Source organism: Sinorhizobium sp. RAC02 (assembly GCF_001713395.1).
GTDB lineage: Bacteria > Pseudomonadota > Alphaproteobacteria > Rhizobiales > Rhizobiaceae > Shinella.
The window spans coordinates 775,182-799,474 of sequence record NZ_CP016450.1 but is presented as its reverse complement, the minus strand read 5'-3'; the positions used below and the strand labels follow the sequence as shown (position 1 = coordinate 799,474).

Below are 24,293 nucleotides of genomic sequence, written 5' to 3'. Positions count from 1 at the left end.
GGATGTTAGCTTGCGAGCGCGTTCATCAGGGAAAGCTCGGAGAAGACCCGGTTCCGGCCGGCATGCTTGGCCATGTAGAGGAACTGGTCCGCCGCGTTCAGGTAGTTGTCGAAGGTTTCACGACCGGAAATGGCTGCAAGACCCGCCGAAACCGTGATCGTCACGGCCTCGCCGTCCGCATCGATCGGCTGGGCCGCCAGTTCGAGACGCAGCCGCTCGCAATAGTCGAGCGCCTCTTCCAGCCCCAGGCCGCTGAAGATGATGCCGAACTCCTCGCCACCGAGGCGGGCAAGCAGGTGCCGGTCGTTGATCCGGTGTTTCAGCCGACGTGACACAGCCTTCAGCACGATGTCGCCGACCTCATGGCCGTAGGTGTCGTTGAGCCTTTTGAAATGATCGATATCGAGGATGGCAATCGATGCAAGCTCGCCGCGGCGAAGCGCCTGGTCGACAAGCCGCGGTCCAGTCTCGAAGAAGTAGCGGCGGTTATAGATATCGGTGAGATAGTCCCGCGCGGCAATGCGATGCAGCGACTGAACGCGCTTCTGGATTGCGGCAACGTGGAAGACGCGGCTGTTGAACTCTTCGACGAGGAAGGGTTTCTGGATATATTCATCGCCACCGGCCCGCAGGAAGCGCGCTGCAACCATGCGGTCTTCCGATTTGCACAGACCGACCACCCGGACGGCATCGTCGCCATGCCTCTGGCGGATCTCGCCAAGCAGGGTAAAGCCATCCATGTCGGCTAGGTCGAGGTCTGCGACCACCATGTCGATATCGCCGCGGGCATCGAGAACGTCGAGGGCGGCAGCGCCACTTTCGACGGCAATGATCTGAAAGCGCTGCTTGGCAATCAGGCTCACCTGCCGCTGCAGGCTCTCCGGATCCGAATCGACGACGAGGACCTGGGTCTTGCCGCTGGTCAGGATACGATCGACGGCGAGAACGAGTTGCTGGATCGCCGCCGGATTGTCCTTGACGACATAGTCGAGCACATTCTTGGCGAGGATCTGGTCACGGGTGGCATCGCTGAAGGAGCCGGTGAAGACCAGCGGCGCAATGCCCTTGGAAATCACGTAGTCCAGCGCCTCGCAATTCGGCGCGTCGGGCAGATTCAGGTCGAGAACGGCAAGCGCGAATTCAGGCGCCTCCCCCTGGAGCGTGCCCCGCAGTGCGGCCATGCTGGAGCAATGCGTGACGCTGAGGCCGAGCTCCTTCTCCAGCCGGTACTTGAGCGCCGTGGAGAACATGCGCGAATCTTCCACGAGCAACACCTGCTGCCCCGAATGGCGCAGAAATGCAGGTCCTCGCTGCGGATTTGAATCCACTCCCACGTCGTCCAGTACCTTAGATGAAGTTCCGTCTGGCAAGCATTACAAACCACTGGTTTTACCAAGTGGTTAATACGCGGACAAATATCTCACGCTACGTAAGGGACATATCCGGGTGAGTTGGAGAAGTCCCGGGAATTTCAGGCCGATAGCCGTTTCTGGGCCGTCTTGATCTGGGTCAGCGTGTCCAGATTCTGGTTCACGCGGCAGTAGAATTCCTCGTCGATGAACGGCCGCATGATGAAGTCGTTTCCGCCGGCCTTGAGGAAGCGCGCGGACAGCAGCCGGTCCGTGGAGGAGGACACGCCGATAATGCGCAACTGGTGCGATCCGATGGAGCCGCGGATGCGTCGCGTCAGCTCGAAGCCATCGATATCCGGCATGTTGTAGTCGGTGATCATCAGGCCGATATCTGGGTTGGCCTTCAGCAGCGCCAACGCGCTGGCGCCATTGTCGGCAATGCTGACGCGGAAATTGAAACGCTTGAGGCGTGTGGAAAGAAGTGCCCTCGCCGTCGCGCTGTCATCGACGATCAGCACGTGGTGCTGATGATTGGTCAGGAAGCGGCAGACCGACTCTGCCAGCATATCCACGGCAAAGATGTTATCTTTGAGGATGTAGTCGACGATTTCCTTCGAGAGCAACTGGTCGCGTGTCTTCTCCTGAAATGTGCCGGTAAAGACGATCGTCGGAATGCTGAGGTCGACCAGGTAGTTCAGGGCCTCGCCATTCTCGGCACCCGGAAGATTGATATTGGAGATCGCAAGTGTGACCTTGTCGGTGGACTTGTCATAGGCAAGTTCCAGATCCTCGAAGCTGCGGCAAATCTCGACATCGATGTCGAAAAGCTCCTTCAGGCGCTTTGAGATCATGGAGGTGAAGACGTTTGAGTCCTCGGCGACCAGAATACGGTGATGCGAAAGAGACGCGCCGGTATACTGCATTCCGGATATGCCGATAAACGCCATGATATGCCTTCGTAAATTAGATATTCCCCAGCCTATGGGTAGCCGGCAACCCTTTGCGAAAGCGTTAAATTTAGAGGGCATGAAAACGCGATAGGGCGGCGCGGCATCGCACGGCGCCCAACACGAAAAACGGCGCGGTTTTCTTCCGCGCCGTTGTACATGTCCTGGCGAAATTACTTGACGGAGGCGGAACCGCCCTGGATTTCGACCTCTTCGCCGCCATTCAGCGCGATACGGTCGCCGTTCGGCAGCGTCACAAAACAGCCGGAGGGGCAGATGGTCTCAGTGGCACCGGGTTCCAGCGCGACTTCCACGCGGCTGCCATCCTCGACGATGACGAGGACTTGCGTATCGCCATCCTTGTTGGTCACCGAGGCAGCAACGGCCGGAGCGGACAGAACGGCCGACACCACCAGCATCATGATCATTCGCTTCATTTTCGCCCGGCGCCAAGCGCCGCCCCTGTTCACAAGCCCGAAGGAACACTATCGCTCCTCGATCGGATTTGCATCACGTTTTATGCGGGGACGGCTGAATGCAGCGTGAATGCGGCGTTCATGTGCCGGAAATCAGGCGGTTGGCTCGGTGTCCGGCCCCTCGTTCGCCGTCTTGCGGCGCCGGCCGGTGGCGCGGGGGCGCAGCTTCTCCGTCGCCTGGTCGAGCAGGGCCGTGATTAGCTCCGCCCCCTCCGGAGAAATCTTGATCGGCACTTCGGGCGCCGCAGGCCCGCCAAGCGGAATTTCCTCCGTGCGGAACCGCTCCAGAATGGCCGACCTCAGCTCCGATTTCACACTGGTGCCGTTGAGGATATCCGCGAGGAAGGCACGGATCTCGAAGTCCAGCGTGCTCGACGAGAACGCCTGGAAGACCACCATGGGCTCCGGATTGCGCAGGAGACCCTGCTGTGCCCGTACGACCTCCGTCAGGATCTCCTGCACGCGGCGCGGATCGTTGCCGGCGTGAACGCTGAGCGCCACTTCGATACGGCCAAGCTTGTTGCGATGCGTCCAGTTGCCGACCTGACCGTTGATCAAAACGGAGTTCGGCACGATCACCGTCTGGCGCTGGAACGTTTCGATCTCCGTGGCGCGCACGGAGATGCGGCGCACAAAACCTTCCGTCGTGCCGGCCACCACCCAGTCGCCCACCTTGAACGGGCGTTCGGCGAGCAGGATGAGGCCGGAGACGAAGTTCGAAACGATGTTCTGGAGACCGAAACCGATACCGAGCGAGAGGGCACCGGCAACGACCGCCAGGCTGGAAAGGTTGATGCCGGCCGCCGAGAGGCCGATGAGGCCGGCAAGCGCCACACCCGCATAGCTGACCGCCGTGCGCACGGAATTGCGCACACCGACATCCACCTGGCTGCGGGCCAGCACATTGCCGTCCACCCACTTCTGAAACCAGCGTGTGACGACAAGGCCGACGACAAACAGCAGGATGCCGACCAGGATGCCGACCAGCGAAATGGTGATGCTGCCGATGCGGATTTCCGTGAAGAAGCGATAGGTCCAGGATTCGATGTCCGCGACCTGAAAGCCCCATTGCAGCAGGATCAGCGGAATGAACAGGACGAAGACCAGAAGATAGATGCTGAGCCCCGCCGCAAGCCCCACCTGATCGAGCGCGACCTGGCCGAGCCCGAAGCGCTCCTCGAGCCGCTTGCCCACCGCCGTCTCGGCAAAGGCGCTCGGAGCCGAAACCGCGCGCCCGGAAAGGAAGCCGATATACATTGTGACGATCACCGCACCCGTCACAATGATCTGCGTTGCGATAAACCGCGCCATGCCGACATAGCCGAGCAAGGGCGCGAAGATCAGGACGAGGCCCGTCAGGATCAAAAGCACGAAAATCGACCGCGGCCAGGGCCGGCCCTGCGAATCCGGCACCTCCCCCTTCGACAATACCGGCTTGATGAAGGCCGTGACGAGCAGCAGCGCGCCGATGATGAGCGAGGCGAAGAAGCTCTTCACGACGGTCAGGACCACAGGCGAGCCCAGGACTTCGCTGATCGTTCCCAGGAAATAATCGGCGCCGTTGACGATCGCCATGCTGCAGATCAGCAGCCACAGAAGCTGCGCTCCGCGATCGGAAACCCGGACCAGACGCCAATGCCCGTCCCGCGGCGAAAGTACCGCATTGGCAAGCTGCGCCATGAAATAGACCGCGACGATCACCCCGAGCCCGATGGAAATGATCGGCGCGATGTCGGTGCGCAATACCTTGAACGCATCCAGGAAGAAGTAACTGGCCCCGGCAAAGGCGGCCGCGGCCATGGTCGGCAGGACCGTCGACCAGAAGGCGACGGACAGGCGTGTGATGTAGTGCGGCTTATCTTGCCGCACGCCACGGGTGATGAGCGGGGCAAACAGGCGGTAACTGCCGGAGAGCAGGACGAGCGCCGCCAGCAGCGACAGCGCGACAGCACCAAAGAGCTGCATCCGCTTGAACTTCCAGACGAACTGCATCCACGCCGTCACGGTGCGGCCGAATGTCTGCGTTTCCTCGGCAATCGCACCGGAGGCCTCCGTGAACAGGTCGGCGTTCACGTCGGTGCGTTTGAGGATCGCCTCGCTGAACAGCTGCCGGCGCATTTCCGTAATGCGGTTGGAAAGCTTGGTAGCTTCGATCGAGAGATTTTCTGCCTCCCCCGTCAACGCATTGATCTCGTTGCGTTCGGCGGCAAGTTTCTTGCGCTCCGCGACGACGACGTCTGCTTCCGCCGGAGCGCCCTCGCCCGGCGGATCGCCGAGCTCGGCCTGGCGGGCCTTGATTGCCTCCAGCCGGGGGCGTGTCGCGATGGAGATTGACAGGATGGATCGGTTGAGGGCCTCCGCCTCGACCTTCAGTTCGACAAGGTGCGCATCGTCGTCCTTGTACCGCTCGACCTGGTCGCGGATGGTGTTGAGCTGTCCGCCCGCACGGTCGAGGTCGGTGCTCGCCTGCTCAAGCTGCGTCGCCGTCGCATCAGCGGCAGGCGCTGCTGCGGTCTGCGCGGCGACAGGTCCTGCGGCAAACGAAAGGATCAGCAGCAGGACGAAGAGAAGGCGGGACATTGGCAAAAGGCCATCCTCGTTGGACAGGAACAGACGACGCAGCGAAACCACGCGATTCCGCACCCTTCTAGCCATGATTGCGGCCATTTTAAACCATGCCGCCTGTGCGGCTAGAATCCAGCACCCGGTTTGGCAAGATAGGCCTCCTCCTCTGGCGTCGAAACACGGCCGAGGAAGGCGTTGCGATGCGGGAAGCGACCATATTCGGCGATCACCTCGTGGTGGCGGAGCGCATAGTCGAGATACATCTCGTCGCCATGCGCCTTGAAAAGCTCGACTGAGAGATCCTGGTCGGCGAGCACCTCCGAATGCTCGAACGGCATATAGAAGAAATGCCGGCGGTCATAGCCCACAAGCCTGTCCGCGCCCGCCTCCAGCGCCAGCCGCGCCTCGCGCCGGGCGATCCAGTCGGTTGCAAAGGCCATGGGCGATGCGCGGTACATGTTGCGAGGAAACTGGTCGAGCACGATAATGGCCGCCAGCCGCGCCTCGGGGCCTGCACGCCACGGCGCCGCCACGTCACGCGAAAGCGCCAGATGCGTTGCGGCAAATCGCTCGGTGACATGCGCATCAAGAGCCGGCGCCGATTGCCACCAATCCTTCGCCGTCAGCGTCTCGCACCAATAGGCAATCACCTCGTCCGGCGTTTCGACCGTGTTGTCGCTCATGTCGATCTCTCCATTCATTACACCGGGAATATGGCCGTGCGAAGGGGCATGGCAAGAGAAAAACGTTCATAGGCGCAGCTCTCATTTCCTCTGCCCGTTACTCCGCTGACCGCGCAAAACACCGAGTGTTGACGAAATTTTGGAGCGAATGGCCGCTGGCGAAACGCAGCTTCGTTTTCCTCACCATGATCGCGGCCCGTAGATTAGCGCTGTCGTCGGGGCGCCTCTCTTCGTGAGGCAATACGGTGGCACGACACAGCAACGCGCTATCATGTTTTTGGAGATCGAGATGACAGGTAACATCGAAACCGCCGCGACACGTACGGCCTTGAAAGCACTCGACACCACGCAAATAACGACGGCCTATCTCTCGCAAGCCGGCCGCGCGGGCATTTTCAACTTCCGCGCCGGGAACTATTCAGCACAGATCACCGCCGATACGGAAGAAGGACTTTACATCAAGGCGAACGCGGTCGCTGCGAGCGCAGGTGTCTGGGTCCGGTCCTTCGACGGGCTTCCAATGGTCAACTGGTGGGGTGCCCTTCCCTCCAATGGAGCCGCGGCGAATGATACGGCATTCAACGCCGCTATTTCCCTCATCCAGCAGCAGACGAACATCCAGCGCCGTGCTCTGGGGATTCCGCCCGGCCACTACATCGTCAGCGATCTGCGCGTTGAAAATACCGGTCTTCAGTTCACCCTGATCGGTTCAGGCCGGTTTGCAACCGCACTTTACCGCCCCGCAAGCGCCCCCGCCGCCCTGATCCGCGTGAAGGGGGAAGGCATTTCGTTTACCGACATGAGTATCCAGCAGGGATCCTTCACGTCGGCGGATGCCTCCATCGGCATCCTGGTCAAGAAGGACTATGGTCCCGTCAACCCGCCAACGGCTGACAGTGATTTTTCTCTTTCGCGCGTCAGAATCACAGGCTTCGCAACCGGCGTCGAACACTGGGGACGCGGCCTAAAGGCGGAAGATTGCGACTTCAACGCTTGCGGCTGGGGTGTCGTTCATGAGTGGCCAAGTGTCGGAGACTACATGCAGGACGACAGTCCGGTAAAACGAGACGAAACTGGTTTTCGCTATTTCCAATACGACAGCATCCGCGGTCACTCGAATCTATTCGGCCTATTTCGAAACGACGGGACCAATGCCGGCAAGATCAACGGCATCAATGCTTCCGGCATCGACATGGATATCGGCCGGTGTCTATGGCAGGGCGTCTTGCGCCAAGGTGTCATCAGCAACTTCACCGTCACGCAGACGCCGGTGCCAGCCTTCAGGCTGGCGGACGGATCGGAAAACTACATCATCGAAGGCGGCACGATTCAGGGCGACCCCATAGCGGAGCGCGTGCCAACCTATCTGATCGAACTGACAGGCAATCATGACAGCGGCGTGTTCAGGGATATCCTTGGCCGTTACTGCGAGAGCCACGGCATTTATCACGACGGCTCTGGTACAGCTACGGACATGGTTATCGACGGTCTGGATTTTTCTGAGGTTTGCAAGGAGGTTTCCGGCGCAAATCCGATCCGCTTCAACGGCGCCAATCACACCGGCTACATCGACAATGTAACCCTGGACACCGTTTCTCCCCTGACCGGGGTCATCCGCGGCACCTCGTCCTCAAACGCAATGAAGGTTGGCAGAGTAGCACATCTGCGTGCCCCTACCCCTCCTCTCGATCCGTCTTCGCTCGGCATTCGGATGGACAACGACACGTTCAGCAGCGCGCCCACAAACGGTAACTTCGCGACCTTCAAGGATCACGACAACGCGATACGCGGAACGATCGAAGCCTCCGGCGCAAGCAGCATCGGGATCTGGATGAACAGGGGTCTCGATGTCGCTATCCGCGTTGGGTCCGGAAATCCGGAGGGAACGCAAATGGCGGGTCGCGGATCACTTTACATCGACCTCGGAGCAGGCGTGAACCTCTACATGAAGAGCACGACGAGCGGCAATACGGGCTGGAAACTCTTCGCACGCGAAGCATGAAAACCGGCTTCGAAACAAGATGACTTTTGCAGCTGCAGCCAGCGTGTTGCGGCAATTGCCACGGTGAACCGGGCCGCGCAAGCGTAACCCGGTTCGCTGCTATGGCACCGACAGTGAAAGTCGCAAGAGGTCACTTCAAGGAGAAGAGAGTGACACCCGGCCAGCCGCTCTTTTGGGAGCGGCGCCTACCAAGCACTTGTTTAATCAGCGGAATAAGAAAGTTTTGGTGGGTGATCACGGGCTCGAACCGTGGACCCGCTGATTAAGAGTCAGCTGCTCTACCAACTGAGCTAATCACCCACACACAACCGTTTCAGCGGTCTGGAGGGGCGTATAAAGGCCTTCGCCAGGGTTGTCCATACCGCACCCGGAAAAAAGTGCGCCGGCGCGTGATTTTCTTTTGCAGCGCAAAACAAGTGTCACAAATCCAGCATTCCGGAGGCAATGCGCACGGCCTCGCCGCCGATGCGCGCGCTGGCGATCGCGCCCCCGGACACATCGAGATGCAGGTGAATATGAGACGGGCGGCCCATTTCGACACCCTGTTCAATGAGATACGGATGGTGGCCATCCACCAGCTTGTCGAAAAAATGGATGGCACCCGACAGGGCGGCGACCGCAGCCCCCGTCGCCGGGTCTTCGACTATGCCCATGTCGGGCGCGAACATGCGCGTGTGGAAACGGGCATTGTGGTTCACCCCGCCGCGACAATAGAGATAGGCAGAGGCAAGCCGCCCCTCGGCAAAGGGCGCACAGCGCTCCCAGAGTGTCGGATCGAACTCCACGGCGATTGCGGCCGCAAGGTCATGCACCGGGATCATCACAAAGGCGACGCCGGCGCTCCAGAGCGAAGGCACGTGGTTCTCGAAACCGATCTGGCCCGGTTTCAGGCTGAAGGCATCGGCGAGCGCCTGCCGGTCGAAGTTTGCATCGAGGCGGGCGGATTTGCGCGGCACGTCGAATTCGGCAAAGGCCGCGTTGCGGTCGCCGAGCCGGACGGCACAGCGCACCGGCCCGACATTCTCCTCGAGCACGCTCACCAGGTCGCGCGGCCCTGCCCTGTCGCTTTCGCCCGCTTCGGCGATGGCGATCGCCGCCCCCACCGTCGGGTGGCCGGCAAAGGGCAGTTCGCGGCCGGGCGTGAATATGCGCAGGCGTGCGCTGTGTGCCGGGTTTTCCGGCGTCTTCACGAAGACGGTTTCGGAGAGATTGAACTCGCCGGCAATGCGCTGCATCGCGCTATCGTCGAGATCGTCGGCATCGAAGACGACGGCCAGCGGATTGCCGGCAAGCCGCGTATCGGTGAAGACGTCATAGATGGCGTAGCGACGAGGCAAGGTATTCTCCGTGTTCAATTTTACCGCGATGCGTTCTCCTAAACGTGCCCGAGCCCTCCTCCGTGGGCAAGCGGAAATGACACGCTGAAAGGCTAGAGATCGAGCGTCATGACCACCGGGCAATGGTCGGACGCCTTCGGGCGGTCCCAGCCGACGCGCGGATAGCGCTCCACCTCCTGCCCCGGCGGAAAGATCGTGCGGAAGGGCTGGCCAGCGCGAATGATTTCAGGAACGTGCTGTGCATTGCGCTCGGCCAGCGACGGCGACAGCCAGATGTAATCGAGCTGGCACAGATGGCGCTCCTCCGGCCCGCGGCTGTGGTAGAGCGTCCAGCGATCCTCGACCGGTCGGCGCAGCACCGGATTGACCGCGAAACCATCGGCGCTGAAGACATCGAGCGCGCTGACCTCCTCATCCTTCGGGACGAAACGGTAACCGTTGCGCCGGTCTCCTTCAATCGCCAGCTTCGCCTTATAGTCGTTCATGTCGCCACAGATCGCGAAGGCCTTGTCCGCCGTCTTCCCGACGCCAAAGCGGTTTTCGATGATCCGCCGCACCGCCCGCGCTTCCGCCATGCGCACCGGCATAGTGGACTGGCGGCCATCCATGCCCTCCCGTCCCGGCCCCATCGATTTGAAATGCACGACATAGAGCGTCAGCGGGCGGCCGCCGATGCGCAGGTCCATTTCCAGGCAATCGCGTTTGAAAATCCTGTCGTCCGGCTTGAGCCCCTGCCCGAGGTCCGGCGTATGGAGATCGAAATCGCGATAGGTGACGGCGGCATGGCTGCGGATATCGACACATTCGATGCGCTGGCCGTCGCGTGTCTCCTCGCGCATCAGCACCGAAACGTCGATGCCGCGGCTGTCATTGCCCTCGATCAGGTACTTCTGGCGATAGCCGTTGCCGACCATGCGAAAGAGATAGCCGTATTCGAAGGCCTGCAACGCCGCCATGTTGTCGGTTTCCTGCAGGCAGAGAATATCGGCATCCGCATCGGCAATGGCGAGCGCCGAATGCTGGCGGGCATCGTCGGTATAGGCAATGGCACGCGCCTCCTCCAGCCGCTGGTATTCCGCCTCGTTGCGGATGTCGAACAGGCGCAGCACACGATCCTGGCGAACCTGGTTGCGGAAACCCGTGAAGTCGAAACGGGTCATGAGGTTTTCGATGTTGAATGTGGCGAGGCGTAGTGACATGAGGTCCTTCCGGGTATGCCGGCGAAGTGTAACCGGCTGCCCGGCAATGGAAAGCGCCTTTTCGCGGTGACGCACGCCCTGCCGGAATAAACCGGCTTGCAACGCCGTTACCCAGCACGGATGATGCGCATTCCGGTGGCAGACGGAGGGAACGCTCATGGGACGTCTATCCAGCACGATACGTGCCTTGCTGGCGGCCTGGCTGGGCCTCTTGCTGCTCGCCGGCGTGCCCGCCCGCGCAGCCGAGAACTATATCACTGCACCGGGTGAAGCCGCCCGGGCGGTCGAGCGCATCGTCGGGGAACTCGGCCGGGCGCCGGCAGTGCACACGATCCGAATCACCGACAAATCGGTTTCCGTGCTGCTCGGCGGGTCGCGGCCGGACGACGTGGAGGAATGGCAGGTCCGGCAGGCGTCGCGCCTCATCTTCTTCGAAACCGAAGTCGTGGCCGGCCCCGCCGCGCGCGCCGCACCGGGCATGGTGGACGATGTTGCCAGCGGCCTGTTCTCTCTCGACGCAATCCCCCTCGACAAGACCGATGATGTTGCAAGCCGCGCCGTGGCCTATGCCAAGCTGGAAGGCGGCGGAAGCGTCCAGTCGATCGAAATTGCGAGGCGCGTCAGCCTGCTGCCGACGCCGTCCTACGGCGATATCCGCTGGTCAATCTATGTCGCCTCGCCGCGGGAAAGTGCAACGGTCTATGCGGATGCTCAGGGCACGATCATCGGCGGCGACCTGTCCAATACCGCGCGCGCGCGGACCATGCATTTCATCAACGACGAGGATTGGCCCAAGGAGGCGGCAATCGAAAGCCTGACCGGCGTCATCAGCGGCAAGCCGATCATCCGGGACATCACGATCTACCCGAAATCCGTGCAGGTGAAGGCCGACCATCCGTCGCTCAAGGAGACCACAGTCGGCTATTCGTGGGATATATCCGGCGTGACGCGCTCGCCGATCGCCTCGCCGATGTTTCCAGGTACTGCAGCGGAACCGGCCTTTTCGCTTGCCGATGTCGATCTCTGGCAACTCGGGAAAATCCGGGATGCCGCGAAAAAGGCCTGGGGCAACGACAAGTCGACAATGAACTACATGATGCTTCGGCTTTTCTCCGGCGGTCCTGGCAAGCCTGAACTGCGCTGGACCGTTCACTTCACGGATTGGACGCAATCCGGGGAGATCGCGTTGTTTTCCAACAGCGGAACCATCGAGCTGACGACCGACGGTACGGTGCGCGCCGCCAACCTGCCTGCCGCACGCCAGCCGAAGCGCAACTGGCTCGATCCGAAGACGACGCACGACACCCTCGCCGTGATCAGCGAGCAGTTCGGCAAGAACGCGCGGTTCGCCGAACTTAGCATCAGTCATGATTCGATGCAGATCCTCGCCGAAGTGCCGGATGCACCGGGCAAGATGCGCAGCTATACAGCCAACGACCGTGGCATCACCGCCATGACGATGATGATGCCCTGGGATTCGGAGTTCCGCCCGGAGCGGCTCTACCGGATGGGCGATCTCGCCTTCTTCTCTGCGGAAAAACTCAACGAACTGACAGCGCGAACCTTCTCGCGGCTGCAGGTCGGTCCGGAGATGGCGTTGTCGCGCTACACCTTCTCGGTCGGCCAGTTGATGACCCCGGACGGCAGCTTCATGGTGCCCTCGCCGGATGGCAAGGTGACGCTGGAAATCCGCCTCGAAAGCCCGGACGGCTGGAAGGGCGGTCGCGTCACCTATTCCTCGACGGGCGAGGAAATCGACATCGTGATGCCGTAGGTTAAAGCGTGGTGAGCAACAGGCTGGTTTCGGATTTCGAGACGCCATCCATGGCGCGTACCCCGCGCAGCACCCGTTCGAACTCGACCAGGTTATCAGCCTGAATCTCGGCAATAAGGTCCCAGGCGCCGTTCGTCGTGTGCAGCGCGCGGATTTCGGGAATGCCGCGCAGGGCCTTTATGGCGGAGAGTGTCTTCTGGCCGGTGATCTCGATCAACATGACGGCGCGAACGGCATGCGGATCGTCGGCAGCCGTCACCCGCACGGTAAAGCCGGCGATGACGCCGTCGCGCGTCAGCCGCTCGATGCGGTTCTGCACCGTGCCGCGCGAGACGTTCAATTCGGCAGCCAGCGCAGAGAGCGAAGCACGGCCATCCTTACGAAGGAGGGCGAGGAGTTTTCGGTCGATCGTATCCATATCCACTACCAAAATGTCAGTTCGGGATGACGAAACGGCAATTCAGATAGCGATTTTCTCAAAATATTGCCATTTCGCTTGCCGTTCTCCTTGGCTAGCCTAGCAGCAATCTCGACGCAACTGCTTCCGACAGGCCGATCCCCATGACCGATGAAACCACGCTCCACACTGCAGCCTCACGCGCCAAAAACCTCTCGCTGCTGATGACCCGCTGGCCGAGCGTGACCGGTTCACCGGACGAAGCCAGCTTCTCCGAAAAGCTGCGGGCGCATCTCGCGGAAACACCCTATTTCCAGCGCCACCCCCAGCAGCTTTTTACCGTGGACAGCCACGGCGAGCCGATGACGCAGAACGTCGTGGCTCTGGTGCGCGGCAGCGGGCGGCGCACAGTGGTGCTGGCCGGCCATTTCGACACCGTCTCCATTGCCAATTACGGCACGCTTGCGCCGCTCGCCTGCGATCCGGAACCGTTGACGGAAGCCCTTATGAAGGAACTCCGCAGCCGCCCGCTGAACGGCGCGGAGACGAAGGCCCTCAAGGATTTCGAGAGTGGCGATTTCATCGCCGGGCGCGGTCTGCTCGACATGAAGAGCGGCCTTGCCGCCGGCATCGCGGTGCTGGAGCGTTTCGCCGGGCTGGAGACACCGGAGGGGAACATCCTGTTCGTCGCAACCCCTGACGAGGAAAACCGCTCGCGCGGCATGCGCAGCCTGCGCAATGCGCTGCCGGAGATCGCGCGTCGTTTCGATCTCGACATCGTCGCCGGCATCAATCTCGATGCGTCGAGCTGCGAGCGCGATGGCGAGGAAGGCCGCGCGGTCTATCTCGGCTCCATCGGCAAGTTCGCCCCCTTCGCCTTCGTCATCGGCCGCCCGACCCATGCCGGCTATCCGTTCAATGGCACGAGCGCCCACCGTATCAGCGCCGAGATCATCCGTGCCATGGACACCATGCCGGAACTCAGCGACGAGGCGTTCGGCGAGCGCTCTCCGCCGCCGGTGTGCCTGGAAGCCCGCGACATCCGCGATGGCTACGACGTAACGACGCCGGATCGCGTCTGGCTCTCCTTCAACTGGCTGACACACCGCCGCAGCGCCGCCGAGATTTTCAGTGACTTCCGCACGCTGGTGACCGGTGCGTTGAACACAGCACTCGAAACACAGGACGCGCATCAGGCGCGCTACCGGGGTCGCCCGGCAGGAAAGACGGAAGGCAGCGTGCTGACCTATGCCGAGCTTCTAGAGCGGTTGAAGACACGCGGTGGCGACGCGCTCGATCGTCTTTCGGCGCTCGACCGGTCCCTCTCCGGCGGCACCGATCCCTTGAAGGTGAGCCGCGAGATCGTCGCGGCCGCGGCGACCGAAGCAGGCATCGAAGGCCCGGCCGTCATCATCGGCTTCGGCAGCCTGCATTATCCGCTGGTGCATCTGGAACGCGCAGGCGACACGGGGCGCACCATGCGTGACCGGCTTCAGGCGGTCATGGAGAACGTCGCGACGCGGCATGGCACGTCGATCAAGTTCAAGCAGATTTTTGCCGGTATTTCCGACATGAGCTTCTTCGGCCACCGGCCGGACGCCGGCGAAATCGGCCTGCTCGCCACCAACACGCCGTCAGCGGCCTTCACCGACGATGCAAGGCAAGGATTGCTCTCCTTCCCGACGGTCAACATCGGCCCGTGGGGGCGTGACTATCACCAGAAATGGGAGCGCGTGCATGCGCCCTATACGTTTGAGGTTCTGCCGGATCTGGTGTTCGAAGCGGCACGCTCGTGTCTCGCTGACTAGGCGAATTGGCCCCTCATCCGGCTTCCGCCACCTTCTCCCACTTCGTTGGGCAGGCCACCTTCTCCCCGCTTGCGGGGAGAAGGTTAGAGGCTACCTACATCGCCGATCAGGCAGCGAGGCGCTCGTTGGAGAGCAGCCGGCCAAGGCGGGAGATACCCTCCTCGATCGTCGCGGCGTCGGCGCAGGAGAAGCTGAGGCGCAACGTGTTGGCGCCGCTGCCATCCGCGTGGAAGGCCTGGCCGGGCACGAAGGCGACCTTTTCCGTTTCGATGGAGCGGGCAAGCAGCGTCGCGCCGTCCATGCCGGCCGGCAGCGTGACCCAGACGAACATGCCGCCTTCCGGTTTGGTCCAGGTAACACCATCCGGCATGTACTTCTGGAGCGCCGCCAGCATGGCGTTGCGGCGGGCGCTGTAGGCGGCACGGATCTTTGCGACCTGTGCATCGAAGCCGCGTTCGGCAACGTGGGCGATGACCATCTGGTTGATGGTCGAGGAATGCAGGTCCGCCGCCTGCTTCATCAACACCAGCTTGCGGATGACGGGAGCTGCCGCGACGATGTAGCCAACGCGCAGCCCCGGCGCGAGCGTCTTGGAGAAGCTGCCGCAATAGATGGTGCGCGCCGCGTCGATATCACCCTTGCGGGCGATTTCCAGCGCCAGGATCGGCGGTACGGCTTCGCCGTCGTAGCGCAGGGACTGATAGGCGGCGTCCTCGATAACAGGGATGTCCAGTTCTTCCGCCAGGTCGAGCAGCTTTTCGCGCCCGGCGCGGTCGACCGTTTCGCCGGTCGGGTTGGCAAAATCGGCGGAAAGGTAGGCAAACTTGACACGGCCGCCGGCTTCCGTCGCCGTTGCGCGATAGGCATCCGGGGTGCGGTTGCCGGAAAGATTCAGCCGGTCGTAGGTCGGCTCATAGGCATTGAAGGCCTGGAGGGCGCCGAGATAGGTCGGCCAGGTGACGAGGGCCGTATCCTTCGGCGAGAGGAAGAGCTTGCCGAGATAGTCGAGGCCCTGCTGCGAGCCGGAGACGATGAAGACGTTATCGGCCGAACAGGCGATGTCGAGCTTGGCCATTTCGCCGGCGAGCCATTCGCGCAGCGGCTTGTAGCCCTCGCTGACGGAGTACTGCAGACCGGCGGCCGCGCCCTCGCCGGCGAGGATATCGGCATAGGCGGCGGCGAAGTCTTCTTTCGGAAACAGGGCCGGATCGGGAATGCCGCCTGCGAACGAGATGATGTCGGGCCGTTCCAGCAGTTTCAGCAATTCACGGATTTCAGACGCCTTCATCCGCGACGCGCGCGTCGCGAAGGCCTGTTCCCATTTGAACATCGGGGTTTCCTCGGGCTTGTTGTTTGGACGTACCTCATCACGGCGCTGTTTTTATGTCAATAATGCTGACCTAAATATTCGCACCAAGAGAAGTTGCGCACGACCCAAGATTTCGCGCGACTTTATTCTCGCCGGAGCGGGTGCACTCCGGCGGCCATTTCAGGCACCCGACACACTCAGGTGGTGCGGTCGCCGTAGAGGCTGAGCAGCACAAGCATGGCGATACTGCCCAGGATTAAGAGATCGAACCAGGCGAAGTATTGGACAATGGTGGTCATTGCACGATCCTCCCGACAACTGAACGAAACACTTGCGTATTCTGTTCCTGTTTGCCGCTTCAGGCAAGCGTATTACTTGCTGCACCGCAATGGCGCCGAAGGATGCACTGCATTATTTCAGGTTTTCTGAAATAAAAGGCCGGGCGAAAAACCGCCCGGCCGATTGCTCTGCACGGAATGCAGAAACGTCTAGTTGCCAGCCTTATCGACCGGCTTGTTCTTGCCGATCACCGTATTGCCGCAGGCATGCCAGCGGGTAACGGGGATCGGCTCGTCACTTAGTTGACGGCCTTGTCAACCAGCTTGTTCTTGCCGATCCACGGCATCATGCCACGCAGCTTCGCACCGACTTCTTCGATCTGGTGCGAGTCGTTGTTGCGGCGGATGCCCTTGAAGCGTGCGCCGCCGGCCTTCCATTCCTGCATCCACTCGGAGGTGAACTTGCCGGTCTGGATGTCAGCGAGGACGCGCTTCATTTCAGCCTTGGTCTCGGCAGTGATGATGCGCGGGCCGGTGACGTATTCGCCCCACTCGGCCGTGTTGGAGATCGAGTAGTTCATGTTGGCGATGCCGCCTTCATAGATCAGGTCGACGATCAGCTTTACTTCGTGCAGGCATTCGAAATACGCCATTTCCGGCGCGTAGCCGCCTTCGACCAGCGTTTCGAAGCCGGCGCGGATCAGTTCGACGAGACCGCCGCACAGAACGACCTGCTCGCCGAAGAGGTCGGTTTCGCACTCTTCCTTGAAGTTGGTCTCGATGATGCCCGAACGGCCGCCGCCAACGCCGCAGGCGTAGGAGAGCGCAAGGTCAAGCGCGTTGCCCGAAGCGTTCTGGTGAACGGCAACGAGGCAGGGAACGCCGCCGCCCTTCTGGTATTCGCCGCGAACCGTGTGGCCCGGGCCCTTCGGCGCGATCATGACGACATCGACCGAGGACTTCGGCTCGATGAGGCCGAAATGCACGTTGAGGCCGTGGGCAAACGCGATGGCAGCGCCGTCACGGATGTTGCCGGCGATTTCTGCCTTGTAGATGTCGGCCTGGAGTTCGTCCGGCGTCGCCATCATCAGGAGGTCGGCCCACTTGGCGGCTTCGGCAACCGTCATGACCTTGAAGCCATCGGCTTCGGCCTTCTTGATGGTCGGCGAACCGGCCTTGAGCGCGATCACGACGCCGTTGGCGCCGGAATCCTTGAGGTTGAGGGCGTGGGCACGGCCCTGCGAGCCATAGCCGACGATGGCGACATTCTTCGCCTTGATGAGGTTGAGATCGGCATCACGATCGTAATAGACGCGCATCGATGGTTCCTTCCCTTGCTGTCTGTTTAATCTGAACCGGCGGCTTGTCCCGCCGGCCTTACCCTTTCGCGCCGTGAAGCGTCAGGAAGGCATCCACTGCCTTCTCCGCGCGTGGCGAGAATTCCTTTTTCAGCGCTGCGGCATCTTCCCCAAGCAGCATCCGCAGATGCATGTCGGAAACGATCAGGCCGTAGAGCGTGCCGTATGCCTCGTCGGCACTGTCGAATGCAAGCAGCTTCGCCTTGCGACCGGCTTCCAGCAGCGCCGCAGCGCGCTTTCCGATCTGCCGGCGACCGCGCTCCTGCAACAGGCGGCCGAGGCCTGCGCCCTCGCGGCTCGCCTGGCCGATGGCGAGACGGTTCAGCGCCAGCGAGACGTCGCCGGACAGCACGTCGATCAGGTCGCGCGCAAACGCCAGAAGATGCTTGCGCAGCGTCTCCGCGGTCAGGGCGCCAGCGGCAACCTCGACCGTGCGGACCTTGCCGGCCTGAAAGGTGATCATCGCCGAGATCAACCCGTCGCGATCGCCGAACCACTTGTAGAGGCTTTCCTTCGAACAGTTCGCCGCACGCGCCACACCGGCGGTCGTCAGCGCCCGTTCGCCGCCCTCGACGAGCAGACCAAGCGCACGCTCCAGCACCGCGCCCTGACGTTCCGTCAGTCCGCTGGCTGCTGCGCCTGCCCTGCTCTGCTCCGCGATCTGCAAGATGCCCACCCATTAATCCGCGTACCGTACCGTACGGTTCGGCATTTTCTAGCGATGTCTGGCTTTCGGGTCAACACCCTTCTTGCAAAGCGGTGAAATCAGGTGATTTGCCCGGCCAAACCCGACGAATTGGCCTGCTGCGCCACACAATTATGACCGCAACGCACAACGCAGAAGAAATTTTCTTTCCGCTATCTCGCTGATTTGAAACAGAAGTCGCTTGAAACTGGCAAGTCCGCGCGGTCTCGACAAAATTTTTCGCTTCCCAAGACGTTTCCTGTTGTTAAGATTTGTGAGACCTGCGGTGCAGCAAGCCGCTCACATTGCGAGCGGCAGCCGGCATCGAGGCCTGAGTACAGGAGTACGAAAGAGAAACGCCCTTACGCCAAGGAGACAGAAAATGTTGAATTTCCTGCCAGACCTTCACGAAGGACATGCTCCCATCACTCTGCAGCAAGCGTTCGGTGATGCCCTGGAAGCTTTTGATGCCTGGGAAGACGAACGCGCCGAACCGATGGTGATCTACGAAGACACGATCGTTCCCATCGGCACCGTCTTTGAAAGCATGCGAGACTGCACCGATCTCCTGCCACGCACCATGGCGGATCTCGTTGCCGATGCGCTTGCCCGCAATCCGGCAGCCGCGGCCGCGCAAATCGCCACCTTCGGCGATGCTGCCCGCCTTGCCACCGCCCTTGTCGAACAGCGCCGCCTCTACGGTGAAACGGCCATCGCGACCTTCCTTGACCATCATCGCGTGGACAAACGTCGCCCCGCCTGACACTTTTCAATGAAAAGGCCCCGGTTTCCGGGGCCTTTTTGTGCCCTGTTTCTCCGGAGACAGCGGCTCGCCGACCGACATGAGACTGTTCTCCCGAGCGCGAAACAGACGCTCTGCAACTCAAGGAGAAGTCCATGCGCAAGTTTGTTCTCGTTTCCATCGCCCTCGCGACGGCCATCGGTTCCTTCGCCACCCCGTCGCTGGCCCAGAAATCAGGCCGCGGCGACAATGGTAACGACAGAAGCGACAGAGGCTCGAGCGGCCGCGGTGAGTATTACCGCACCGTCGAGCGTGAGCCGTTCACCCATGTCCGCAAGAAGCACCGGGTCATCCTTGCGAATAGCGGCGCCTATTGCTCGACGAACTGGGCCGTGCTCTTCGATCGGAGCGGCCACCGGACGAAAGTCCGCCATTGCGATGATCGCCTGCCGATCGACGTCAGATAGACTGTCCAGCATCGAGACAAGGCCCGGCCGCTTTGCCGGGCCTTTTACCATTGCGCGAGAATAAGCCATCTGCTTCAACCGTTCTTTGCTCGTAAATTTCCACATACTCTACGCGCTCCAGAACGGGACATCCGCCGCCATGCTTCGTCTCCTCGCAGCTCTCGTCGTTTCCGCCCTGCCCGCTCACGCCAGCGAAGAGCCGCCCTATGTCGGCACCTGGGATTGCGAGGTCTCCACCTTCACCTTCACCACGGACACCTACGATTCCGGTGAGGGACCGATGCCGATCCTCAAGAGCGAGAAGGATGGCGGCGCCTACATCCTGACCTTTGCCGACGACTACCGCATCGGCCTCGCCAACATTACCGACACGGACATGGACTGGGCTTCGGAAACAAGCGGCGACACATTCCACTGCAAGAAAACCGGCATGTGAGGGCAAAACCATGAAAAGACTGCTGATATGTGCCCTTCTCGCCCTCGCCGCCACGGGCGCCGACGCTGCCGAAACCCGTTGCGGCTGGCTGCAAAACCCGACGCCCGCCAACTGGTGGCTGGACGACAGCGAAGGCACCTGGACGATCATGACGCAGGGTGGCGGCAATGAGCCGGACGGCATCGAGAACATTCCCGACATCTCCGAAGGTGACTATGTGCGCACCAACGGCAACTACGGTTATGCCTGCGCCTGCATGAAGGTGGAGACCGATACCGACGAGGAACGCATCATCGCGATCCACTCATTCCGCCAGTTGCCGATCTCACAGTGCGAGAATGACTCGGCGCTTTCCGCACCGGAATAAAGACCATGAATCGTCGTATTGGGCCATCTTGACCGAAGATGACGAACCACTTATTTCTCCCGCATCGAGATTTGAACGTTGACTTCTGCATTTGCAGGCCCTGTGCCTGCAGTTACGAACCTACCCTTCAAATTCGACCTCCCATGGTTGCCGCTGTTGGCAGCCCAAGATTGATTTGACGGCTTAGGAAAGGTTTCGTCATGGCAACTGGTACCGTAAAATGGTTCAACACCACCAAGGGCTACGGCTTCATTCAGCAAGACAGCGGTGAGCCGGACGTATTCGTCCACATCTCCGCCGTTCAGCGCGCCGGCCTCGCTGGCCTGGACGAAGGCCAGAAGGTCAGCTTCGAGCTGATCCGCGACCGCAAGTCCGGCAAGATGTCGGCCGATCAGCTCGTCGCAGCCTGATCCGCCGCCTACGGCAAAAAACGAGAAAGGCCGGTTTCGATCGGCCTTTTTTGTGCCCGCTTTCGCGGGAATTCCTTTACTCGGCGTGCTCCACCGGCAGGCGAGACCCGCTTTTCAGTACCTCCATCGAGATGGACGCGGACACGTCGAAAAGCTCGACCTTGCGCACAATGCGCTTGTAGACCACGTCGTAGTGCTCGACCCGCGGCAGCACGATCTTCAGGATATAGTCGTAGTTTCCCGTCAGCCGGTGCGCCTCGACGACCTCGGGAATGTCTGCAATGGCGCGCGAAAACAGTTCGATCCAATCGTCGCTGTGATGCGCCGTCTTGATGAGCGCAAAAACCGTCGTCGGCACGCCCATCTTCCTGCTGTCGAGCAGCGCGACCTTTCCGGCGATATATCCGCTTTCCTCCAGCCTCTGGATGCGGCGCGCGCAGGCAGACAGCGACAGATTGACTTTGTCCGCCAGCGTGGCGACGGGCGCACCGGCATCCTCCTGGAGCAGCGCCAGCAATTTCCTGTCTCGTTCATCCAGCACGCCGAGATTCCCTTTCAATCCTCGCCCATGCGCAAGAAAAGCGCGCATAAACGCTGACAAGCAAGAAAAATCCTCCCGACATCGCAAAAATCCTCGAAACTTTGCGAACAATCACCGCCGTGTTCACGGCATTCTGGTTGTCATCGAAACAATCAACGGGGAAACGACCATGAAGACGATCGGCCTTATCGGCGGCATGAGCTTCGAAAGCACGGCGGTCTATTACCGCATGATCAACGAAGCGGTGCGCGCGCGGCTCGGCGGCCTTCATTCGGCGGAGATACTGGTGCATTCGGTCGATTTCCAGTCCATCGTCGACCTTCAGAAGGCCGGCCGCTGGGATGCCGCGGGCGAGCGCCTTGGCAACGTTGCCGCAGGCCTCGAAAAGAGCGGCGCTGAATGCGTGCTGATCTGCACCAACACCATGCACCTCGTTGCAGACGCCGTGCAGGCTGTCGTCAAGGCGCCGTTGCTCAACATCATCGACGAGACCGCACGCGAAATTTTCGCGGCTGGCAAACGCCGGCCCCTCCTCCTCGCCACGCGCTACACGATGGAGCACGGCTTCTACGCCGATCGCATGAAGACGGCCGGCCTCGACGTCATCGTACCGAATGAAGACGGCCGCACGCTGATCCACGACGTCATCTTCAACGAACTCTGCCAGGGCAAGGTGCTCGAGAGCTCCCGCGACCGCGTTCTCGCCCTTATCGAGGCTGCCCGCGCTGAAGGCGCCGACTGCGTCATCCTCGGCTGCACGGAAATCTGCCTGCTGCTCGATCCGGATGCACTGCCGCTGCCCGGCTTCGATTCGACGGCCATCCACGCCCAGGCCGCCGTCGATTTCGCCCTAGGGCCGATGGCTGTCAGCGAAGCTGCCTAAAAATAGTTGACTCAGTCCAATAAATTGCAATCATGGTGATCGAAGGAGATCACCATGATTGCAATGCCTCCCGGAAATGGTGGCGCGGACACGATTGAAACCATCCGCGCCTTCAACCGCTTCTACACCAATCGCATCGGCGTGCTCGACCGCGCCTATCTCGACACGCCCTACACGTTGACCGAAGCGCGCGTCATCTACGAACTGGCGGCCCGCGGCTCCACGTCCGCATCGCAACTCACAGAAGAACTGTCTCTCGACCCGGCCTATCTCAGCCGCATGTTGAAAGCCTTTGCCGGCAAGGGCATGGTCGATGCCCGAAAAGACCCGGCGGATGGGCGCGGACGGCTTCTCAGCCTCACGGAAAGCGGTCATGCGGTCGCCGCGGATCTTGCAATCCGCTCCCGGGAGAGCATTTCCACCCTCATTGCGCCGCTCGACGAAGCGGAACGCCTCGCCCTCGGCGCGTCTCTCTGCAAGGCCACGAGACTGCTCGGCGGCGGCGAGAACGGCGATCCGATCGTTCTTCGCGACCACCGCGCCGGCGACATGGGCCGGGTGATCGCCAGCCAGGCGAAAAGCTATGTCGAAACCTACGGCTGGAATACGGAATACGAGGCGCTCGTCGCCGAAATCTGTGCAAACTTCCTGCGCAATTTCGATCCCTCCCGCGAACGCTGCTGGATCGCCGAGCAGAACGGCGACCTCGTCGGCAGCATCTTTCTGGTGAAGGGCGGCAAGAGCACCGCGAAGCTGCGCCTGCTGCATGTCGATGCGGCCGCTCGGGGCCACGGTCTCGGCACGCGGCTGGTGACGGAGTGCATTCGCTTCGCGCAAGAGGCGGGCTACGGGCGGCTGGAACTCTGGACGAACGACATCCTGACAGCCGCGCGCCGCATCTACCAGTCCGCCGGCTTCAGGCTGGAGAAGGAAGAAGCGCATCACAGCTTCGGCCAGGATCTCGTCGGCCAGATCTGGGCGCTCGACCTCGACGGCTGGCAGGCGCCGGTCAGGCCTCTCGAAGCACAGTCTCCAGCCAGCGGCATTCCTGAAGCCCAGCCGGCGTGAAGGGATCGGCAAGCGTGCCGGAAACGATGGCGGCGAGGATCTGCGGGGCCGGTGGGATTTTCGCGACGGTCGCCACCAGCCGGTCGCGCAGCCAGGCGATCGCTCGGGAATCGGACTGGTAGAACGGTGTGAAGACATAGGACAGCAGCTGGAACAGCTGGACGTGACGGCGGCGGGCCGCGGCGTAGGCGGCAAGCGCCTCCTCCACGGTGGCCGCCGACGAAAGCGCATGCGCCAGCGTCGCCGCGTCGAGCAGCGCCATGTTCGCCCCCTGCCCAAGCTGCGGGCTGGTGGAATGGGCGCTGTCACCGATGAAGGCTATGCCGTCCGCATAGGGCGGCAAGGTGGTACGATGGGCATAGCGGGCGAGCGTCAACTGGTCCCAATCCGAAATCTGCGCGAGAAAAGGCGCCGTCTCCGGCCAATGGCTGGTGATGCCGGCCTTCCATTGCGCAAGCCCGGCGCGCTTCACGGCGTCGGCATCCGCCGTCTTGAGGCTCCAGAAGAAGGCGGCCTTGCGGCCCTCGCCCGGATGCGCCCGGCCAACCGGCAAGATGCCGATCATGACTTTCGCGGCATCATACCGCTGGGCGAGCGCCCGGTCGTCATGCGCAATGCCGTCGCAATCCAGCGTCGCCCAGAAGGCGCCCCAGGGCAGTTCCGTCACCTTCGGTGCGACGACGGAGGCCGCGACGAGCTGCGAGCGCGCGCCGGTCGCGTCGATCACAAGATCATAGTCGCCGACGATCTCGCCGTCCGGGTCGTGCAGTGCCGTGCGGGCCTGCCGGGTTTCGGCTTTTGCCAGCGTAATGCCGGTACGGATCGGCAATCCTTCCACCACCACGGCATCATGCAGCGTCGAAAACAGCGCCGCGCGATGCACCGCCAGCCCGTAACGGCCGCCGGCCAGCGCGTCGTAGCGCACATCGAGAACGGTGCGGCCACTGCGCGCGTCCGCACCATGCAGCCGGTCGATGCGGTTGCCGAGGGCGTGGATCGTCGGGGAAAGACCGAGCGCATCGAGCACCGTCAGCCCCGTCGGCTGCATCAGCAGGCCGGAGCCGACCGGCGATGGACAGTCGAAACGCTCAATGAGCTCCACCCGATGACCGGCGCGTGCAAGAAACAATGCTGCAGCAAGCCCCGCAGGCCCCGCGCCGGCAATGCCGATATCCAGTGGCTTCATGCCCTTCCCCGAAACGGCCAGGA

Annotated in this window: 23 protein-coding genes and 1 tRNA gene; 10 read left to right on the top strand and 14 right to left on the bottom strand. The window is 61.7% G+C overall.

Translation table 11 applies throughout. The features are described from left to right. Positions 1–5: 5 nt before the first annotated feature. The 5 genes from BSY16_RS03715 to BSY16_RS03695 all read right to left on the bottom strand — a co-directional run bounded on the left by BSY16_RS03715 (position 6) and on the right by BSY16_RS03695 (position 6,023). Positions 6–1,265, bottom strand: a complete 1,260-nt coding sequence (locus BSY16_RS03715) for a GGDEF domain-containing response regulator (protein WP_286157178.1) — start codon at positions 1,263–1,265, stop codon at positions 6–8. Between the two features lie 206 nt (positions 1,266–1,471). Next, positions 1,472–2,299, bottom strand: a complete 828-nt coding sequence (locus BSY16_RS03710) for a response regulator (RefSeq protein ID WP_069058424.1) — start codon at positions 2,297–2,299, stop codon at positions 1,472–1,474. 173 nt (positions 2,300–2,472) lie between these two features. Then, positions 2,473–2,736: a hypothetical protein gene (locus BSY16_RS03705; RefSeq protein WP_069058423.1), complete on the bottom strand. Its 264-nt coding sequence runs from the start codon at positions 2,734–2,736 to the stop codon at positions 2,473–2,475. 132 nt (positions 2,737–2,868) lie between these two features. Next, a complete protein-coding gene (locus BSY16_RS03700) occupies positions 2,869–5,355 on the bottom strand; it encodes a mechanosensitive ion channel family protein (protein WP_069058422.1) in 2,487 nt (828 codons plus the stop codon). A gap of 110 nt (positions 5,356–5,465) precedes the next feature. Further along, on the bottom strand, positions 5,466–6,023 hold the full coding sequence (locus tag BSY16_RS03695) for a DUF924 family protein (RefSeq protein WP_069058421.1): 558 nt from the start codon (positions 6,021–6,023) through the stop codon (positions 5,466–5,468). Between the two features lie 289 nt (positions 6,024–6,312). Here BSY16_RS03695 and BSY16_RS03690 point away from each other — a divergent pair, with 289 nt between their 5' ends. Then, positions 6,313–8,025, top strand: coding sequence for a hypothetical protein (locus tag BSY16_RS03690; RefSeq protein WP_150129865.1), 1,713 nt, complete (start codon positions 6,313–6,315; stop codon positions 8,023–8,025). 224 nt (positions 8,026–8,249) lie between these two features. Here the strand turns inward: BSY16_RS03690 and BSY16_RS03685 are convergent. The 3 genes from BSY16_RS03685 to BSY16_RS03675 all read right to left on the bottom strand — a co-directional run bounded on the left by BSY16_RS03685 (position 8,250) and on the right by BSY16_RS03675 (position 10,561). Next, positions 8,250–8,325: transfer RNA gene (locus BSY16_RS03685), tRNA-Lys, on the bottom strand. 119 nt (positions 8,326–8,444) lie between these two features. After that, positions 8,445–9,362 (bottom strand): PhzF family phenazine biosynthesis protein, encoded by a 918-nt coding sequence (locus BSY16_RS03680; RefSeq protein ID WP_069061349.1) that lies wholly within the window; start codon positions 9,360–9,362, stop codon positions 8,445–8,447. 92 nt (positions 9,363–9,454) lie between these two features. Continuing rightward, positions 9,455–10,561, bottom strand: a complete 1,107-nt coding sequence (locus tag BSY16_RS03675) for an endonuclease/exonuclease/phosphatase family protein (RefSeq protein ID WP_069058419.1) — start codon at positions 10,559–10,561, stop codon at positions 9,455–9,457. Positions 10,562–10,718: 157 nt separating this feature from the next. Here BSY16_RS03675 and BSY16_RS03670 point away from each other — a divergent pair, with 157 nt between their 5' ends. Then, a complete protein-coding gene (locus BSY16_RS03670) occupies positions 10,719–12,335 on the top strand; it encodes a hypothetical protein (protein ID WP_150129864.1) in 1,617 nt (538 codons plus the stop codon). A 1-nt stretch (position 12,336) separates the two neighbouring features. Here the strand turns inward: BSY16_RS03670 and BSY16_RS03665 are convergent, their stop codons facing one another. Beyond that, positions 12,337–12,753 (bottom strand): Lrp/AsnC family transcriptional regulator, encoded by a 417-nt coding sequence (locus BSY16_RS03665; protein ID WP_069058417.1) that lies wholly within the window; start codon positions 12,751–12,753, stop codon positions 12,337–12,339. Between the two features lie 143 nt (positions 12,754–12,896). Here BSY16_RS03665 and BSY16_RS03660 point away from each other — a divergent pair, with 143 nt between their 5' ends. Next, positions 12,897–14,540, top strand: coding sequence for a M20/M25/M40 family metallo-hydrolase (locus tag BSY16_RS03660; protein ID WP_069058416.1), 1,644 nt, complete (start codon positions 12,897–12,899; stop codon positions 14,538–14,540). 106 nt (positions 14,541–14,646) lie between these two features. Here BSY16_RS03660 and BSY16_RS03655 read toward each other — a convergent pair whose 3' ends face one another. From BSY16_RS03655 to BSY16_RS03645, 3 genes are all read right to left on the bottom strand, one after another. Next, positions 14,647–15,870 carry an aminotransferase-like domain-containing protein gene (locus tag BSY16_RS03655; protein ID WP_069058415.1) on the bottom strand — a complete coding sequence of 408 codons (1,224 nt, stop codon included), beginning with the start codon at positions 15,868–15,870 and terminating at the stop codon, positions 14,647–14,649. Positions 15,871–16,426: 556 nt separating this feature from the next. Next, positions 16,427–17,446, bottom strand: a complete 1,020-nt coding sequence (gene ilvC, locus BSY16_RS03650) for a ketol-acid reductoisomerase (RefSeq protein WP_069058414.1) — start codon at positions 17,444–17,446, stop codon at positions 16,427–16,429. Positions 17,447–17,504: 58 nt separating this feature from the next. After that, entirely contained in the window at positions 17,505–18,152 is a 648-nt protein-coding gene (locus BSY16_RS03645; RefSeq protein ID WP_069061348.1) for a TetR/AcrR family transcriptional regulator C-terminal domain-containing protein, read from the bottom strand. A 400-nt stretch (positions 18,153–18,552) separates the two neighbouring features. Between BSY16_RS03645 and BSY16_RS03640 the strand changes: the two genes are divergently transcribed. The 5 genes from BSY16_RS03640 to BSY16_RS03620 all read left to right on the top strand — a co-directional run bounded on the left by BSY16_RS03640 (position 18,553) and on the right by BSY16_RS03620 (position 20,592). Continuing rightward, complete coding sequence (locus BSY16_RS03640; protein ID WP_069058413.1) at positions 18,553–18,933, top strand: BRA0787 family protein; 381 nt, start codon at positions 18,553–18,555, stop codon at positions 18,931–18,933. 134 nt (positions 18,934–19,067) lie between these two features. Further along, positions 19,068–19,379: a hypothetical protein gene (locus BSY16_RS03635; protein WP_069058412.1), complete on the top strand. Its 312-nt coding sequence runs from the start codon at positions 19,068–19,070 to the stop codon at positions 19,377–19,379. 139 nt (positions 19,380–19,518) lie between these two features. Further along, complete coding sequence (locus BSY16_RS03630; RefSeq protein WP_150129863.1) at positions 19,519–19,815, top strand: hypothetical protein; 297 nt, start codon at positions 19,519–19,521, stop codon at positions 19,813–19,815. A 10-nt stretch (positions 19,816–19,825) separates the two neighbouring features. Further along, the gene (locus tag BSY16_RS03625; RefSeq protein WP_069058410.1) at positions 19,826–20,182 is read left to right on the top strand and encodes a DUF4087 domain-containing protein; all 357 of its coding nucleotides are present in this window, start codon (positions 19,826–19,828) and stop codon (positions 20,180–20,182) included. Between the two features lie 200 nt (positions 20,183–20,382). Then, positions 20,383–20,592, top strand: coding sequence for a cold-shock protein (locus BSY16_RS03620; protein WP_069058409.1), 210 nt, complete (start codon positions 20,383–20,385; stop codon positions 20,590–20,592). A gap of 76 nt (positions 20,593–20,668) precedes the next feature. On the opposite strand, the gene BSY16_RS03615 is transcribed toward BSY16_RS03620, so the two are convergent. Continuing rightward, positions 20,669–21,133 carry an Lrp/AsnC family transcriptional regulator gene (locus BSY16_RS03615; protein ID WP_069058408.1) on the bottom strand — a complete coding sequence of 155 codons (465 nt, stop codon included), beginning with the start codon at positions 21,131–21,133 and terminating at the stop codon, positions 20,669–20,671. Positions 21,134–21,302: 169 nt separating this feature from the next. Between BSY16_RS03615 and BSY16_RS03610 the strand changes: the two genes are divergently transcribed. Next, on the top strand, positions 21,303–22,016 hold the full coding sequence (locus BSY16_RS03610) for an aspartate/glutamate racemase family protein (protein ID WP_069058407.1): 714 nt from the start codon (positions 21,303–21,305) through the stop codon (positions 22,014–22,016). A gap of 54 nt (positions 22,017–22,070) precedes the next feature. Next, positions 22,071–23,084 (top strand): bifunctional helix-turn-helix transcriptional regulator/GNAT family N-acetyltransferase, encoded by a 1,014-nt coding sequence (locus BSY16_RS03605; protein ID WP_069058406.1) that lies wholly within the window; start codon positions 22,071–22,073, stop codon positions 23,082–23,084. Here BSY16_RS03605 and BSY16_RS03600 read toward each other — a convergent pair. Continuing rightward, on the bottom strand, positions 23,026–24,270 hold the full coding sequence (locus BSY16_RS03600) for an FAD-dependent oxidoreductase (RefSeq protein ID WP_069058405.1): 1,245 nt from the start codon (positions 24,268–24,270) through the stop codon (positions 23,026–23,028). The genes BSY16_RS03605 and BSY16_RS03600 overlap by 59 nt on opposite strands. Positions 24,271–24,293 lie beyond the last annotated feature (23 nt).

Excerpts from the sequence above, each read along its gene's own strand:
- BSY16_RS03640 (WP_069058413.1), top strand. The coding sequence starts at position 18,553 with ATGTTGAATTTCCTGCCAGACCTTCACGAAGGACATGCTCCCATCACT.
- BSY16_RS03610 (WP_069058407.1), top strand. The coding sequence starts at position 21,303 with ATGAAGACGATCGGCCTTATCGGCGGCATGAGCTTCGAAAGCACGGCG.
- BSY16_RS03625 (WP_069058410.1), top strand. The coding sequence starts at position 19,826 with ATGAAAAGACTGCTGATATGTGCCCTTCTCGCCCTCGCCGCCACGGGC.
- BSY16_RS03675 (WP_069058419.1), bottom strand. The coding sequence starts at position 10,561 with ATGTCACTACGCCTCGCCACATTCAACATCGAAAACCTCATGACCCGT.
- BSY16_RS03605 (WP_069058406.1), top strand. The coding sequence starts at position 22,071 with ATGATTGCAATGCCTCCCGGAAATGGTGGCGCGGACACGATTGAAACC.
- BSY16_RS03700 (WP_069058422.1), bottom strand. The coding sequence starts at position 5,355 with ATGTCCCGCCTTCTCTTCGTCCTGCTGCTGATCCTTTCGTTTGCCGCA.
- BSY16_RS03620 (WP_069058409.1), top strand. The coding sequence starts at position 20,383 with ATGGCAACTGGTACCGTAAAATGGTTCAACACCACCAAGGGCTACGGC.
- BSY16_RS03695 (WP_069058421.1), bottom strand. The coding sequence starts at position 6,023 with ATGAGCGACAACACGGTCGAAACGCCGGACGAGGTGATTGCCTATTGG.
- BSY16_RS03705 (WP_069058423.1), bottom strand. The coding sequence starts at position 2,736 with ATGAAGCGAATGATCATGATGCTGGTGGTGTCGGCCGTTCTGTCCGCT.
- BSY16_RS03660 (WP_069058416.1), top strand. The coding sequence starts at position 12,897 with ATGACCGATGAAACCACGCTCCACACTGCAGCCTCACGCGCCAAAAAC.
- BSY16_RS03670 (WP_150129864.1), top strand. The coding sequence starts at position 10,719 with ATGGGACGTCTATCCAGCACGATACGTGCCTTGCTGGCGGCCTGGCTG.
- BSY16_RS03630 (WP_150129863.1), top strand. The coding sequence starts at position 19,519 with ATGCTTCGTCTCCTCGCAGCTCTCGTCGTTTCCGCCCTGCCCGCTCAC.
- BSY16_RS03710 (WP_069058424.1), bottom strand. The coding sequence starts at position 2,299 with ATGGCGTTTATCGGCATATCCGGAATGCAGTATACCGGCGCGTCTCTT.
- ilvC (WP_069058414.1), bottom strand. The coding sequence starts at position 17,446 with ATGCGCGTCTATTACGATCGTGATGCCGATCTCAACCTCATCAAGGCG.
- BSY16_RS03655 (WP_069058415.1), bottom strand. The coding sequence starts at position 15,870 with ATGTTCAAATGGGAACAGGCCTTCGCGACGCGCGCGTCGCGGATGAAG.
- BSY16_RS03635 (WP_069058412.1), top strand. The coding sequence starts at position 19,068 with ATGCGCAAGTTTGTTCTCGTTTCCATCGCCCTCGCGACGGCCATCGGT.
- BSY16_RS03665 (WP_069058417.1), bottom strand. The coding sequence starts at position 12,753 with ATGGATACGATCGACCGAAAACTCCTCGCCCTCCTTCGTAAGGATGGC.
- BSY16_RS03690 (WP_150129865.1), top strand. The coding sequence starts at position 6,313 with ATGACAGGTAACATCGAAACCGCCGCGACACGTACGGCCTTGAAAGCA.
- BSY16_RS03600 (WP_069058405.1), bottom strand. The coding sequence starts at position 24,270 with ATGAAGCCACTGGATATCGGCATTGCCGGCGCGGGGCCTGCGGGGCTT.